General features: G+C 43.9%; 12 protein-coding genes. 11 read left to right on the top strand and 1 reads right to left on the bottom strand.

The genetic code is table 11. The features are described 5' to 3' along the window. Positions 1-192: 192 nt before the first annotated feature. The 4 genes from ML541_RS09920 (at position 193) to ML541_RS09905 (ending at position 5,737) form a co-directional block, all read left to right on the top strand. Positions 193-2,667: an SEC-C metal-binding domain-containing protein gene (locus ML541_RS09920; protein WP_243372633.1), complete on the top strand. Its 2,475-nt coding sequence runs from the start codon at positions 193-195 to the stop codon at positions 2,665-2,667. Between the two features lie 86 nt (positions 2,668-2,753). Further along, the gene (locus tag ML541_RS09915; RefSeq protein ID WP_243372632.1) at positions 2,754-3,758 is read left to right on the top strand and encodes a hypothetical protein; all 1,005 of its coding nucleotides are present in this window, start codon (positions 2,754-2,756) and stop codon (positions 3,756-3,758) included. 71 nt (positions 3,759-3,829) lie between these two features. Further along, positions 3,830-4,282, top strand: coding sequence for a hypothetical protein (locus ML541_RS09910; RefSeq protein WP_243372631.1), 453 nt, complete (start codon positions 3,830-3,832; stop codon positions 4,280-4,282). A gap of 573 nt (positions 4,283-4,855) precedes the next feature. After that, a complete protein-coding gene (locus tag ML541_RS09905) occupies positions 4,856-5,737 on the top strand; it encodes an Abi family protein (protein WP_243372630.1) in 882 nt (293 codons plus the stop codon). Positions 5,738-5,749: 12 nt separating this feature from the next. Here the strand turns inward: ML541_RS09905 and ML541_RS09900 are convergent, their stop codons facing one another. Next, positions 5,750-6,532: a type IV toxin-antitoxin system AbiEi family antitoxin domain-containing protein gene (locus tag ML541_RS09900; protein WP_243372628.1), complete on the bottom strand. Its 783-nt coding sequence runs from the start codon at positions 6,530-6,532 to the stop codon at positions 5,750-5,752. A 230-nt stretch (positions 6,533-6,762) separates the two neighbouring features. Between ML541_RS09900 and ML541_RS09895 the strand changes: the two genes are divergently transcribed. The 7 genes from ML541_RS09895 to ML541_RS09865 all read left to right on the top strand — a co-directional run bounded on the left by ML541_RS09895 (position 6,763) and on the right by ML541_RS09865 (position 14,629). Beyond that, positions 6,763-7,056: a helix-turn-helix domain-containing protein gene (locus tag ML541_RS09895; RefSeq protein ID WP_347710798.1), complete on the top strand. Its 294-nt coding sequence runs from the start codon at positions 6,763-6,765 to the stop codon at positions 7,054-7,056. Beyond that, positions 7,049-8,290, top strand: a complete 1,242-nt coding sequence (locus ML541_RS09890) for a type II toxin-antitoxin system HipA family toxin (RefSeq protein WP_243372626.1) — start codon at positions 7,049-7,051, stop codon at positions 8,288-8,290. The genes ML541_RS09895 and ML541_RS09890 overlap by 8 nt, the downstream gene beginning before the upstream one ends. Positions 8,291-8,404: 114 nt before the next feature. Further along, a complete protein-coding gene (locus ML541_RS09885; protein ID WP_243372625.1) occupies positions 8,405-9,190 on the top strand; it encodes a hypothetical protein in 786 nt (261 codons plus the stop codon). A gap of 271 nt (positions 9,191-9,461) precedes the next feature. After that, positions 9,462-12,191, top strand: coding sequence for a DDE-type integrase/transposase/recombinase (locus ML541_RS09880; protein WP_243372624.1), 2,730 nt, complete (start codon positions 9,462-9,464; stop codon positions 12,189-12,191). Then, complete coding sequence (locus ML541_RS09875) at positions 12,188-13,321, top strand: TniB family NTP-binding protein (protein WP_243372623.1); 1,134 nt, start codon at positions 12,188-12,190, stop codon at positions 13,319-13,321. Before ML541_RS09880 ends, ML541_RS09875 begins: the two co-directional genes overlap by 4 nt. Continuing rightward, the gene (locus ML541_RS09870) at positions 13,314-14,249 is read left to right on the top strand and encodes a TniQ family protein (RefSeq protein WP_243372622.1); all 936 of its coding nucleotides are present in this window, start codon (positions 13,314-13,316) and stop codon (positions 14,247-14,249) included. The genes ML541_RS09875 and ML541_RS09870 overlap by 8 nt, the downstream gene beginning before the upstream one ends. A gap of 47 nt (positions 14,250-14,296) precedes the next feature. Continuing rightward, positions 14,297-14,629 (top strand): hypothetical protein, encoded by a 333-nt coding sequence (locus ML541_RS09865; RefSeq protein WP_243372620.1) that lies wholly within the window; start codon positions 14,297-14,299, stop codon positions 14,627-14,629. Positions 14,630-14,822: the final 193 nt, after the last annotated feature.

Genomic DNA, 14,822 nt, shown 5'->3' with positions numbered 1-14,822 from the left:
CAGTACTGTGTTACAATGGGCCACGGCTCGGATCTCCTTGTTAATATTGTTGTTTTGGCGAACTCAATATATCACAAGTAGCTCTCCGAGCCTTTCTTTATTGAATCAAATTATGGGACAGCAGTGAATACTTATGTGATTAAATGCAATAGGCTTTACGCAATTTGAAAATGTCAGGCAGAAAGGTAGGTTATGGGCAAAAAAGCACGCATCAAACATCGCAGCGTTACTAAAGCCAAAAATAAAGGTGTAAAACCGGATGAGGTTTTTCAATATGGCCCACTTGAGATGGTTCGTTTTGGAGAATTAATTGTTGGACGAAGCAGTTTAAATGAGAAACAGTTTGAGGCGATGCAGGACAAGTTTGCGGCGAAATTCCCAGAGGTCTGCTTAGAGATAGATAAAAAGATCGACGAAATTACGGCTATTGTTAAGACCATACCTCTTCCTGAATACTTTCACCGCGCATGTTGGGAAAAAGCTGGGAGCCATCTTAATAAAAAAGCTGAAGTTGATATAGACCATGATGCAGTCGTTTCCCAAAGGATGATTGATTACATCCAGAGTGTTGCTGTATCAACTTTACCAGCAGTCGAGAAAGATAAAGAACTGGACGAAGGAAAATGGAACACTCTTAAAAGTCTAGTGCATGACTTATTCATGCAGCTGAACACTGAGTTCATGCTCTGCCAGACTGCTGTAAATCGAAAGACTGTGGATTTCGATGAAAATATCGATGAGTTCTATGCAAAAGCGCAAATGATGTGGTGTAATGTGCGTGGCAAAAGATACCTTTACCACGATATACCCTTCTATAGAGATGTTCTCTCACCGCATGAAGATATATTGCGTGCGTCATATGGAATAGTGGTCGAGGGAGTTCTTGAAGCGCTCAAGGCAATACAGACTTCTCTGACTTTTGGCATTCCTGATGTTACAGAAGAGCTATTTGATTTTCAGCAACAGACCTATGTAAAACTGCAGGAAAGATTAAATGGTAAGCTGCCGCCTAAAGATGAGATGGCAGAGCTTATGCTGGAGGTCATTAAAGAAAATGGCTGGGAACAATGGCGGGATGACATATTTGGCAGGTTTTCTCGTCTAGACCTTTTCGACCTGGGAAAGATAACGACGCTGCCTCAGCCTCTTTTAGAAGATCTTTCGTATGAGCCTGGACAGGAAACCAGTTTTTTTGCTGACGGTCAATACAAAGGATGGCCGTTGCGCATATGGCCAGTGTTCAAGCGTCCGTTTATAAAACTAGACGGTCATTATTACTGTTTTGATATTTATAGCCTGTTCGACAACCTCTATCGAATAGTTCAACGTGCTGTTATTGCCAGGTATCCCGATTATAGCCCGATGTGGAATCAGAAACAGCAGATGCTTTCAGAGTCAATCCCTCTTCAACTGTTTGCTAAATTGTTGCCAGGGGCTCAGTTCCATCATCCCGTTTATTACCGTTGGGAGACTGCACCAGGTGGGAAAAAGCAATGGTGTGAGGCTGATGCCTTGATAATCTTCGAAGGACATCTATTTGTTATTGAAGTAAAGGCTGGTGCTTTCACATACACACCACCAACTACCGATTTCCCTGCTTACCTAGAATCAATAAAGAACCTTGTTTACAAACCTGCAGAGCAAGGAAAGCGCTTCTTGGAATATTTTAGAAGTGCAGATGAAGTATCCCTTTTCGATTGCGATCATAAAGAGATTGGTAGGCTCTCCCATAACGACTTCGAAAACGTTACCGTTTGTGCCATTACACTCGACCCTTTTACCGAAATTGCCGGGCAGATACAGCATCTCAAAAAAATAGGAATCGATGTTGGTACTCATCCAGTGTGGTCGGTCTCTATTGACGATCTGCGAGTGTATTCCGAAATTTTCGACAATCCTCTGGTTTTTCTTCATTTCGTAGAGCAAAGAATGCGGGCATTTGCTTCAGCTCTTATAGAAACAGACGATGAATTGGATCACCTTGGGTTATACATCAAGCACAACGTATATTCCCAATACGTAGAAGATTTCAAATCGATGGACAAAATCACCTGGTATGGCTATCGGTCAAAAATAGACGGGTATTTTGCAAATAAATTATTAGATTCGGATACCAAGTGCTTGATAAGGCAAGAACTGCCTCCCCGCCTAGAGGAACTGGTTTATTATCTTGCTAAGCAATATGTTCCTGGCTGCCAAAAAGTTGCTAGCATGATTCTCAATTCCGGCCAGGATCTACGCGATTCAATAGCGCTAAACATAGATGAGACTTTAGCGCTACAATCCAAGTCTAAAAAGGCCAAGGCCCTTTCCTCCTATGGGAGTGCTAACATTACGATGTTTTGCTGGCAACAGGGGGTCATTGAAAGAAATCAGACATCTGCACGAGAGCATACGATGGCAACTATGCTAGTGACAAATGATCCTGAGAGGTTATTGCTGGAACTATCTTTTGACACAGCGGGAAACCTTTCTGGTGTAGATTTTGAGGTTTTTAAACTGCAAGATATCTCTTTAAAAGATCAAGAACGGCTGAAGGCTGATGCTGAGAAGTTAAAGGTCAAGAGGATTGAAAACTTCAAGAAAATAAGTGGGAAAATTGGTCGGAACCAGCCTTGTCCATGTGGGAGCGGGTTAAAATACAAAAAGTGCTGCCTTAGCCCGTAAAAGTTTGATGATGATGCTGATGAGAAGCCAGGAGCATTTGCAATCCATGGGCTATAGCGCAGGCCATGGCTTTAGGGAACACACATATGATCCATTCTGACACAGAATGCCTTGTATATCTTGACCATAATATACTGGACTCGGTGATAAAAGGTGATCCTCACAATATCCAGGGGCTCCTTGATCACCCATCATTTGTCCCCGTCTTTTCAAACGAAAATTTGCAAGAAATCAACAAGTCCAAAGGGTATGAAGACAAATTCCTTGATGTATTGCGAGCGATTAATGCCAAGCACATCAAGGCGGTACTGGACGAGAAATTTGCGCCAACCGGCAGATTCGAGACATTAGAAGTTGATCCTGGACGTGCACTGAATTCATATAATGAAACTGTGGCTCCATTTGCTGGAGCGGATTATGGCCTGATCGGAATGCTGCAAAAATTTTATGGTGGTCTACCCGACAGTTCCTTCGACGAAATATTTGCACAAGGAACTAGCAATCTGATGGAAATCCTGACTTCATCAATAGCAGGTCTTAAAGACGATGAAGGAGTAGACCCAAATCTACTTAAGCAGTTTGATCGAGTCGTAAACGAACTCCCAGAATTACTAGCAGTGCTGAACCAACAGCTTTCGGGCTCATTTTCTGGTTTCCCAGGATCAGAACCACAAGTTCGTCAATTTGAAGAAGTTATAGGCATTGCTCCAAAAATCCTCAATAACGTTAAAGGCCCAGACGTGCTATTGCAGATTTGGGGTTTGGTGAAAGAGAAATTACCTGGGGCAGACATCGATATGGAAAGTTTCTTTGGCATCAAAAGTACGCCATGGAGTTGCAACCCGGAGAGAGAACCCACCGTCGCAGAAAAAGTAAACGCTATATATCACCAGCTAAATTTCGTTGGATACCATCGGGACTCGAAAATGAAAATCGAGAGGCGGTTTAATGCATCTTTTAGCGATATGACACATGCTGGAATGGCATCTTTCTGCCATATCTTCCTGTGCCGTGACGAGGGGCTTGTTATGAAGGCAGCTGCAGCTTACGAATATTTGAATGTTGGGACAAAAATTTATCATCTGAAGTAAAGAGTAACTGCAACCAGCGCTAAAAATAACCCTTAAACTACTTAGGAAGCTACAAACTACGATAGAACATTATGAAAAGTCATTGGATCAGATATAGAGCTGCCGGAACTCGGGAAATTGTTCATGCTCATGCTGAATTCACTGAACCAGAGATTAGAACTCTTCACCTCTTTACCGATTATGCTGATGTTCTAGGGAAATCCCGGTTTTTTAAGGGCGAACAAGCCCTTAAATTCCAGATCAGATGGAGTCAATCTGAAGGATTCTCATCGGAAAATGAGATGCCGGATGATGACTACATCTCCGCCTTTCTTCATCGAATGAGGCCTTTTATATTACAGGATGAGAAAACCCAATTTTACAACATCTGCAAGATTCTTTCTCATAGGCTAGACCATAAGGCGATTAGAGCAAAACTCAAAGAACATAGGAAGATGTTCAATGGTGAGCGGGTACGTAATTATATCCAGATTTCATCAAGTGGTACGGTAGTCAATTCCGAAGAAACTCTTAATTATGGTTGAATGCATTCGAATACCACAGAGATATTCCTAAGCAAGACGAGTTGGAACGTTTGAAGTGGCCAATTCCAGGTGATCCCTATCGTGGGCTTTTCCTGCTTATGTTATGTGAAAAATCTGATGCTATCTTCTATATTCATTGGCTGGTAAAGATGTTGAACGAGGGAAGTAATTGTGGGGATGAGCAATGCCCTGGTTGCTGTATACAAAAAATGTGACTTGGACTCGCGGCGTGGTATGGAGGATAATGGGCAGGCCACTCCTAACTTCGAGTGCCGTTCGCCTCAAAAACAAAAAGCTGCCCCCTTGTGAGGGGCAGCTTTTCTAGAGAGTACTCCGTGGGTCAGAACTTTCGAAGCCGTGAGGCCACGCTTAAGTCTTCCAACCGCGTTCAAGTTAAGTATAGTTAGGCACCCTTTCGTTGTCAACAGAAATAACACATGCCGATTATCGTCCGCGATGTTTCCCAGGCCACTCGATGCTTTCGCGTTGTTTGAAACTTGTTGATTATCATAATGTGGTTGATGTAGGGTTGCAAGTCAAAATCTTCGGACAAAACAGAAGGATCCATATCTCATGAACTTCAGCGACCTTGAGAAATACATATCAGCAGAAAGGCTTTCAACGTACTCGACGCTGGTAGGATGCACTGATTTGGATAAGACCATAGGAGCATATTACTGGAACAAGGCGCTTGGGGGAACTGTCTACACATTTCTGCAATGCTTGGAAGTAACATTAAGAAACTCGCTGCACGTCGAGAGTTGGGCAAAGATCGGCAAAGAAACATGGTATGAGACTGTCTGTAAAGTGGTAGGTAACCGTGCCAGGGCAAAACAAACTAAAGCTGGGAAAAAAAGGAAGTATACTGTCAATGAGACGAAAATTTATAATACAATTGAAAAACTAAAAAGAGAAGGCAAAGTAGTTTCTTCCGCTAATGTTATTTCGTCTCTTACGCTTGGTTTTTGGGTGAACTTGTTTCAAGGTGATTACGCGTCGTCTACGCAAACGTTGCTATGGCCGGAATTGCTTCCAAAGGTATTTCCTAATGCTCCGAAAGGAATTTCTCTGGCCACCTGCTTTAGCGAGCTGAAGGACATAAACCTGCTGAGAAACCGTTTTTCGCATCATGAACCATTATGGAAATCGGGTTCGGTGTTAACTATTGACGATGCCATCGCCTTTCTGGATAGTGAAGTGGAGAAGATTTTTAGGTACGTGGGCCACATAAATAGCGACCGAGAGAAGATGCTGAGACAATCTGCGGCCTTCAAAGAGTTCAAGATACTGAATACACGCCAAACATTCGATCTTTTTATAGGTAATGGAAATAAGAGCCTTACCGCGCAGCAGTTTAAGGCCGATCTCAATTTATATCTGAAGCAGGTCTGCGTTGAACAACAGGTAATATACGTTAAGCGCAACAACGCTCTTGCGAGAATTTCCTGCTACTGATGTTAGTAAGTGTCAGTTTGCACAGAAATGGGGATTTTTGAGCACCAAAGTTTTCCCTCCCCGACGCCCACGGATTGTATATGGGGTGCTGGCACCGAAATCAATAGATGCTGTATTTATTTCATGTGTAACCGGGAGACCAAGTTCAGTAGCGACGGATATAAAAAGGCGCTTAACTTTTATTTTGAGGCAAGCTTGAAGAAGCAGTAGCATTTTCTCGGAGTCCAGCAAAAACATACTTTCCATTATCAGCTTTGCTCCTTCTAGAGTTTGTTTTAAGGGCACATTGTCGAGCATTTCCAATATGGCCCTTTCTGGATCTGAAGCATAAGGTGAATTTGAATCGTTGGGATCCATTCTCCTCACAAACATCCTCTGTTCAACCCGATCATCCTCGTTAAAAAGCTTCCCGGAAGAAATTTCAACGGCAAAATGATCAGTAAGCCATTTGGGGACTTTTCTGACATGTCTGCCATACAGGTAGATTGTCCCGCATCCTAACGGCAGATAATGCGAAAACCCTCTCAGATCCAGGGCGCTTTTCCCTGCCAGGTGAACCATGACACCATTAGCTTCAAGGGCAGCGATAGCACCTGTTTCAGTCAGCTTGTCCCCAACCCGGAGATAGTATCCTTGCCCTAGCGGCTCAAACCATCCATTTAACTTGTACCAATGTGCGAGTTGTCGTGAAACTCCCCACTGAGCAAGGTGTGTACTCGTTATTGGCATGCCGGTCGGAAAAATGTGCAGCGATTTTCTTAAATTTTTGCCGTTTCGTTCTGCGAGATTAGGCATTCTCAATTCCAGTTGAGTTGCATGGCACCATTTTAGATTATTGTTGATATGCAAAAAGGTCAAGTTTGTTTTTACAATTTTACATTTTTTTAAGTCATGGTTAGGGCTGGTTGAAGCAAAATCTAAAAGCGTAATGTGTTATATAATTGACAAAAATCAAATATTTGTTTATTATATGACACGTTATGACTAAGAAATCAGTTGCGATATATCCGTTGTCGGCAAAGGAAATGATGGCGCTGGGGGGGCGACTTAAACTCGCAAGACTGCGTCGTCGTTTTTCTATGGAGACTGTTTGCGCAAGGGCTGATATTTCGCGATCTACTCTATACAAAGTTGAAAATGGTGACCCGACTGTGGCTATTGGAGCGTATATCCAGGTGTTGCGTGTCCTTGGCTTACTCGGCGATTTGTCTCGTGTTGCCCAGGAAGATGCCGTGGGTCATCGACTACAAGATGAATCGCTCCCACAGCGGAAAAGAGCGCCTCGTAAAAAGGTGCTAACCGGAGATAATCATGGCTAAGGCAAGTGGTGAACATATATGGGTCTGGCTTGATGATCCTGTCTTTGGCTCTTTGCAACACATAGGCACACTGTCGAAAGGTGAAAAAGGAAGCATTCGTTTTGCTTACGAAGATGGTTGGCTTCAACACGCTCACGCCTTTCCTTTGGATCCTGTGCTGGATTTGAGCCCTGGAGAATTTTTTCCCAAGGAATCAAATTTCGGGGTGTTCATGGATTCATGTCCTGACCGATGGGGGCAAATCCTGATGAGACGCAGGGAGGCAGTTGAGGCCAAAGAAGCAGGCCGCACACCAAGAACATTAGGCCCATGGGAATTCTTGCTTGGTGTCCAGGATTGTACGCGCATGGGAGCACTACGCTTCAGTCGGCCAAATGACGATAGTTTTTTAGCAAATGAAGCTTTGTCTGCGCCTCCTGTGACAAGAATTGCTGAGTTACAAGCTGTGGCTTATGAATTAAGCAAACCGAAGCAGGAGGATCTCGGGCAGATTAAGGAATGGTTGAAGGTTCTTGTTGCTCCCGGATCTTCACTGGGGGGAGCTCGTCCTAAGGCTAATTTAGTTGATGAAAATGGCAACCTTTGGATTGCGAAATTTCCTTCTGCTGATGATGATTACGATGTCGCACTTTGGGAAAAACTTCTTCATGACTTGGCACGGGAATGCGGTATTACTGTCCCTGAATCCAAAGTTATGTTGATAGGAAAACGTTATCACACATTTTTAGTTAAGAGGTTTGATAGGAGCGGTAACAATCGTCATTTCTTCGCCTCTGCCATGACGATGCTTGATCGTGTTGATAGTGAAGATGCCAGTTATATCGAGATTGCTGATTTCATTGCGACCTTCGGAGAATCAGAGCGTATCACTAAAGACCTTGAAGAGCTTTTCACGAGGGTAGCATTCAATGTCGCTACCGCTAATCGCGATGACCATTTGCGCAACCACGGCTTTGTACGAACTCCTGCTGGATGGCGGATGGCACCTGCATACGACATGAATCCGTCTTTCAAGAAGCAAGAGCACGTACTTTCTTTTGATATGTACAACCGACATCCCGATATGGAGGCCGTGCTTGCAACTGCTCCTTATTACCGTTTAAAAAAAGATCGAGCCGAAGAGATTACTAACCATATATGCGGGGTACTTGGGTCGTGGGAGAAGCGTGCCCAAAAACTTGGCTTAACGGCGCAAGAGCGTTTGGATGCAGAACATCTGTTTTTAACTCATTGAAGATCTTATGGGAGAAGCACATGGCTACGTAGCGTCTAGCCTTATGCTAGTGCTTTGTTGCCGTTAGAACATGTTCTATTTTTTTGATGGCGGTCGTGCTAAAGTGCGCAAGCCATGCCAGATTCGCTTTCACATGCAAACGAAGCTCCTGTGTCGCACAAAAAGCGATTGCGGAGGAAGAAGCTGATTTGCCCTGAAAGTGATTGCAGATCTCCTGATTTCTACATGTTGGCGGATGGCCGCCGTGCCTGCAAAGTTTGTCACAAAAAATACACTCCTTGCCCAAAGAAGTTCCGAATCTCAAACAAGCACCTTTCAAACATAGTCGAAGAATTCTATCGGATGACCTCGCCTTCATCTGCGGCAACAGCTTTAGGCCTTCATCCAAATACGGCCAAAGGTTACTATTGTCTCTTTAGGCACCTGATTTTCTCCAGGGCTGAAGAGCAGCTAGGTGGTCTTCGCAAGGGTGTTGAGGCGATTGAAAAGAGCCAGCAATTGATCCTAAAAGATAAATCCCTCAAAATCCCCATCTTCTGCCTGATGATTATTGAGGAACAAGTGCGAGTAGTTTTTTTCAAGCAGGATCAGAAACCAATTAGAGGAAACCCCCATATCACGAACCAGCCAATCGCATGGGTTTATGCATCGTCATCTGGGAAAGCCCTCAATATTCGATCTTATCAACAAGACATGTTGATACCACTGGAACATGACTCCCATTGTGCTCTAAACTTTTGGGATTGCTCGAAAAGCTGGCTAATGAAATATCGAGGCCAATACATGAGAAATTTCCCCTTGTTTATGAGGGAGATGGAATTCCGTTTTAACTACCAAGAAAAAAGCGACTTCATGCGCCAATTGCTCAGGATAATGAGAAAGCTTCCTTGTCCGGTTTGATGTACTAGTCAAAACCAGCATAATTTCTCCTACCATTAAAATCATTCGTAATTCCTGTATAAAAATTCTACTGTTAATTAAGATAGTTGGACAATTTTAGGCGTTATTGTGGTTCCTCATTATATTTATCCCATAAATGGGATAACATCCTGTTTTTGCGCTGTTCTTGAAATTTACCGATTGATTTAAACGACCACGTGAATATTCTAACATCGGCTAACCAAAACGGGTAAAGGCGCAAAATTAAACGGGGGGGAGGACTTGGAGGAGGATGCTCACTGATGATGAATTTTTTGCATGGTGTCTTCAGAATAACATCTCTGAGGAAGCTAAGAGGCAAATACAGCGGGTACGAAAATCAGAGCCTTCTCGGCGTGTAAGTGGAAAGGTCGGAAACGTTACTGGTAAGTTCCCTAGCAGGAAAATGGGCAAGACTATCCAGTTTGAGTCTCACACTGTTGAGTTACCATTCATTGCGACATATGAAAATGATGACGATGTCCTGGAATATTATGATCAGCCAAATCCCATAAAGTTGATTTACGAGAACAAAAAAGGACGCAAACTCGGCGTCATCCACACATGTGATTTTTTTGTTATCCGTAGACACAGTGCAGGATGGGAGGAATGTAAGAACGCAAAGAAACTTCTTGAGCTACAAAAAAAAGAACCAAACAGGTATTTCCAAGATGACGATGGAATCTGGCGGTGCCCTCCTGGTGAAAGGTCTGCAGAAACCTATGGTCTCTATTACAGGTTGCGGTCTACTGCAGAGATAAACCAAGTCCATTACAGGAACATGGTGTTCCTTAGCGATTATCTAAACTGTGAGTCACTATGGGAAATTGATGAAAAAGTAAAGACTGCGATTACGGCAATGTTAAGTATCTACCCAGGGATACTCCTTCGTGACTTGATCTTCAAAATTGAAGAGCAAGGAGGAACAGCGGATGATATTTACTGGATGCTTCTATACAACCAACTATACATTGATATTTACACGTTTGTGCTTGCAGAACCTCATCGCACAAAGGTTTACATAAATGAGGCCACCTCGACTGCTTACAGCATGTTTTCAGAGGCTACAGGGGTACAAAGGGATTGTTTGGCTGTTAACGTGGAACCAGGGACGCGTTGCCTTTGGGACGGCAGAGTTTTCGAAGTTATTCTTGCAGGCAATACGGAGGTAATGTTTCGTGACGAAGAGTCGAAAATAGCTAAGCTGCCTTTTACCGTTTTCGAGCAGATGGTTATGCAGGGGTCGATTATACAGGTCAAGAAAGACGACCAGTTGCTTGAAGAAGGCTTCAAAATCCTGAATAAAGCTACTGAAGACTGTTTGAAGATTGCAAATAGTCGCATGGACTGCATTCGGCCCTATCTGAATGGAGAAGTAATTGTAGTTGGAACTAGTACGATTTACCGTTGGCTGAGACAGTACAGAAAGGCAGAAGCCAAATACGGGATTGGGTACCTAGGGCTTTTGCCGAGGCATAAGGATAAGGGTAACGAAAAGCCTAAACTGGAACAGGAAACCCTTGACCTGATAATCAAGTTTATTGAAGAAGAGCTCCTGAACAAAGTCAGTCCAAACGTAAAAGTTGTTCATGCACGATATCAACTGGCATGTGAGGAACAGGGTTGTATAGCTGCTAGTGATAAGACTTTTAGAAAAGTTCTGAACACGAAGTATAGGAAAGTTGACCAAGTCTATAGGAGGAAAGGGAAGAAGGCTGGTTATCAGTTCAAGGAAACCTACCTCTGCTTGGAGTATCACAGCCCACGTCATGGGGACTGGCCCTTCCACATAGCCCACATAGATCATACTGAACTGGATTTATTCTTTGTCGATTCTAAAACATTGAGGGTCGTGCTTGGAAAGGCTTGGCTGACATTGATGATCGACGCTAATACCCGGATGATCATCGGCTGGTACCTTAGCTTCGAGCCGCCATCCTATAGGTCTTGTATGATGGTAGTGATGGACTGCGTCAAGCGACACAAGCGCATTCCGCACACTATAGTACTAGATGGCGGTAAGGAATTCGGCAGTGTCTATTTCGAAACACTTTTAGCGATGTCTGGCGCAGTCAAGAAATCACGCCCTCCCGCTGAAGGCCGGTTTGGCTCCGTGCTGGAAAGGTTGTTCGGAACGATTAACACTCAATACATCTATAACCTTGAGGGAAACAATCAAATACTTAAGGTGCCACGGCAGGCAACAAAGAAGGATCTCCCAGACCAACATGCTATATGGCCGCTCCCCGAGTTTGCAAAGCATTTCGAGCGCTGGATAAATGAGTACTACCACATGGCACCGCATCCTGCACTTGCTATGTCACCATTAGAGGCTTATGCCGCTGGTTTACAGCTAACAGGAAATCGGACTCAAAACATTCTGGCTTTTGATCAAAGGTTCCTTTTTAGGGTCTTGCCAACGACCACTAAAAAGACGGCGAAGGTATGTTTCGGTAAAGGGGTGAAGATCAATAACATTTATTACAAATGCGCTGAGTTCAGCCGCGCGGATATCGAGGGAACTTCGGTAGAAGTACGTTACAACCCATTTAACATAGGAATCGCCTATGCTTACATCAAGAAACGCGGCTGGGTGACATGTTATTCGGAACACTATGCAGAGCTAAAAGGCTACACCGAACGAGAATTGCAATATGCCTCTGCTGAAATCAGGAAAAAGAAGAATCTTCCCGCTAACAAGCAGATCTCGGCAAAGCTGCTGGCTGAATTTCTACGAAGCGCCAAAGAGCACGAGAACGTTCTGAAGGAAATGAGGCAAAAGGCACAGGAGAGTATGTTCGTGAACAAAAACCTTCTTGATTCTCTCATTATCGAGCCAGACCAGGAATTGGCGGTATCCGCAAATAGGCAAACTACTCCTCAAGTAGATGGTTCAAAAGTTGATTCCAACAAACAAAATCCGACCAAAAACTTTTACGTGGCAGAATACACTGACGACGATCTATACGAGGAGCTAGCATGATTAAGAAATTTCCCGCCGAGTTACTGGATAAATCTGCACATGAGAAACTTGCTTATTTTTATAATTACAGAGGCAGGCATCCTGTTTTGGATGAAGTTGAAAAGCAACTGACGCGTTGCATATACCACCCTTACCCTGAAGAAATTCCCCTTTTGGTAGGGCCAACTGGTGTCGGCAAATCAACAGTTTTGGACTTTAAAGCGAAGGAGATAATCCGAGATGATTTGCAAAACCTGATTGATAACCCAGGGAGGTTATCTGTTTTAATGGTAAAAGCGCCGGCTCCAGAAAATGGCGGTTTCGTATTCAAGGATTTTAACTGCCGATTGTTGAATGCTGCCAATGAACCTATGGTAAACAAAAAATTGCGTGATGATTTTGTCGTAGACGAAAGAGTAACAAGTCATGAACTTCGAAGGGCAGTCGAGGCGATGGTCAGGAATCGCCAGCCAAGGGTTGTTATGATTGACGAAGCTGATCGAATCTTGGCTCCAGGCACTGGGCGCACGCTAGTGAATCAAATTGAGTGCATTAAGCATGACAGGCAAGAATTCAAAACTTCTCTTTTGCTTTCTGGCACTTACGCATTGCTTGCTCTGATGGGATTGAACACACAATTTTCGAGGCGCATCACCCCAATTCATTTTCGGCGCTACGACGGGCGTGTTCCGAAAGACCGAGAAGCATTTTTAAACCTACTAATGACTCTTGTTCATCGGATGCCGCTTAAAAAAATGCCAGATCTGATAAATAATGAAGCCTATATCTTTAGTAGATCTATTGGATGTGCTGGGCTGTTGAAAGATTGGCTGTTTAGGGCACTACGAACTGCGGTAGAACAAAATGCCGAAACAATTACCATTGAAGATCTCGAACGAGAACAGCTGCCGGAGAAAGAGCTCCAGGTTCTTGCAGAGCATGCACTTAACGGGGAGACGGAGATGAAGAAACAGTCGGAAGCTAGTGTGCTATTGGATAGCTTAGTTTCCTATGAAGAACCCTCGACAAAACCCCTTACGTCATCCTTTAGTCAGAACGCACCTTCCAAAAAAGGAAACAGGAAGCCAGGGGTGAGAAACCCTAAACGTGATGATGTGGGGTACTCTGATGTAGGAGAGGCTTATGTGTGATCTCTATGACGAGCTTGATATGTCACTTCCATTCATTCCTCCAAGAAGCAGGCTAGATCATCTTCAGCCTGTCGGAGTCGGTACGCCGTATGTTGAGAGCCAAACCAGCTATGTGACAAGGCTAGCTGCTGCCCATCATAATAAGGTGTCAACCCTTATTAAGAGTGAAATTGGCCCGCTACTGAAAAACAAGTCTTTTGCTCCTGAAAAAATCGACGGCAAGTCATACACTTTTTCGAAAGTGGTTAACGGCATCGACAGTACAGCCAGCGATTGGGTTGACGTATTGAAAAGGTTAACCCTGCGGACTGACCTGTTGTTTACGACCTTGTTGCCATACCAGAATATTTTAACCAACAACTATCTGCTGCATAAATCTAGCGCCTGGTGCCCAGCTTGTTATCAAGAATGGAGAGATAGCGATCTCCCAATCTATGAGCCGTTACTGTGGAAAATACAGGCCGTTCTGGTCTGTCCAGTGCATCGCTATGAATTACAGGACACATGTCCTCACTGCTGGAAGAAGCAAAGTCACCTGTCGCCATTATGTAGGCCCGGTTTGTGTAGCCATTGTAAAGGGTGGTTAGGTGGCAGACATGAATATCCTATTCGGCAAAACGCTCGCCAGAGCCTCTGGTATGCGGAGACGGTTGCAGACCTACTGGAGATGGCTCCAAGCCTGTCTAACTTTCCGGGTCAGGATGCAGTGGCAGATTTCATTGAGCATTTGATCAACACATGTACGAAGGGCAGTCAAGGAGCCTTTTGTAAAGTGGTAAAGATTAGTAGGGAGGCGATTTCAGCATGGAAGAGAGGGGATTATGTGCCGCAGCTGCCAGCTATTCTGTGGATAACATTCGTCATGCAGGTACCAATAAAAGTCATGTTGGAAAACTGGAATTTGAAGCAGAACGAGCGCTGCCAATAAGGAAGAAAAAACAATCGATTCCTGACTGGCAGGAGATTTCACAAAAAATGCAGGCCATCATTGATGGTGAATCTCCAGCCAAGCCAGTTAATTTGATTGCTGCTGAATTCGGTGTACATATTTCTTCTCTTTACAATAATGTTCCAGATATATGTAAGGCGGTTGCTAAGATAAACGCGGAGAGCCGCGTTAAGGAAGCTAGGAGAAGGTATGTTGGCCTTAAAGAGAGGATTCACGTCCTAGTACATCAGTATCAGTGTAAAGGAGAGTACCCTTCTCAGGATAAGATTATAGGCGAGATAAAGATTAATACGAAAATGGTCAGGGAAGTAATGAATGAAGTTTTTTGGGAACTGGGCGTTCAGAAAAAGACATTTTGAAAAATTAAAGATTGGCAATTTAAGGGGGCGGTACATGAGGAGGCATTCTTAGGCTTAAAATGGTAGGAGATATGGCAGGACTGGGATGTTAGAAACCTGAACAAACACGAAACCTAAACAAAAAGGCCGCATTCTGTCGAATGTGGCCTTTTGTTTGGATGCACCCCAAGCGTCCTAATCAACTTTTAGCTGC

Origin of the sequence: Geotalea sp. SG265 (assembly GCF_022808985.1) — a bacterium.
Classification (GTDB): Bacteria; Desulfobacterota; Desulfuromonadia; order Geobacterales; family Geobacteraceae; genus Geotalea.
This window is presented reverse-complemented; position numbering and strand designations above follow the sequence as displayed.

Excerpts from the sequence above, each read along its gene's own strand:
- ML541_RS09920 (WP_243372633.1), top strand. The coding sequence starts at position 193 with ATGGGCAAAAAAGCACGCATCAAACATCGCAGCGTTACTAAAGCCAAA.
- ML541_RS09915 (WP_243372632.1), top strand. The coding sequence starts at position 2,754 with ATGATCCATTCTGACACAGAATGCCTTGTATATCTTGACCATAATATA.
- ML541_RS09910 (WP_243372631.1), top strand. The coding sequence starts at position 3,830 with ATGAAAAGTCATTGGATCAGATATAGAGCTGCCGGAACTCGGGAAATT.
- ML541_RS09905 (WP_243372630.1), top strand. The coding sequence starts at position 4,856 with ATGAACTTCAGCGACCTTGAGAAATACATATCAGCAGAAAGGCTTTCA.
- ML541_RS09900 (WP_243372628.1), bottom strand. The coding sequence starts at position 6,532 with ATGCCTAATCTCGCAGAACGAAACGGCAAAAATTTAAGAAAATCGCTG.
- ML541_RS09895 (WP_347710798.1), top strand. The coding sequence starts at position 6,763 with ATGATGGCGCTGGGGGGGCGACTTAAACTCGCAAGACTGCGTCGTCGT.
- ML541_RS09890 (WP_243372626.1), top strand. The coding sequence starts at position 7,049 with ATGGCTAAGGCAAGTGGTGAACATATATGGGTCTGGCTTGATGATCCT.
- ML541_RS09885 (WP_243372625.1), top strand. The coding sequence starts at position 8,405 with ATGCCAGATTCGCTTTCACATGCAAACGAAGCTCCTGTGTCGCACAAA.
- ML541_RS09880 (WP_243372624.1), top strand. The coding sequence starts at position 9,462 with ATGCTCACTGATGATGAATTTTTTGCATGGTGTCTTCAGAATAACATC.
- ML541_RS09875 (WP_243372623.1), top strand. The coding sequence starts at position 12,188 with ATGATTAAGAAATTTCCCGCCGAGTTACTGGATAAATCTGCACATGAG.
- ML541_RS09870 (WP_243372622.1), top strand. The coding sequence starts at position 13,314 with ATGTGTGATCTCTATGACGAGCTTGATATGTCACTTCCATTCATTCCT.
- ML541_RS09865 (WP_243372620.1), top strand. The coding sequence starts at position 14,297 with ATGCAGGCCATCATTGATGGTGAATCTCCAGCCAAGCCAGTTAATTTG.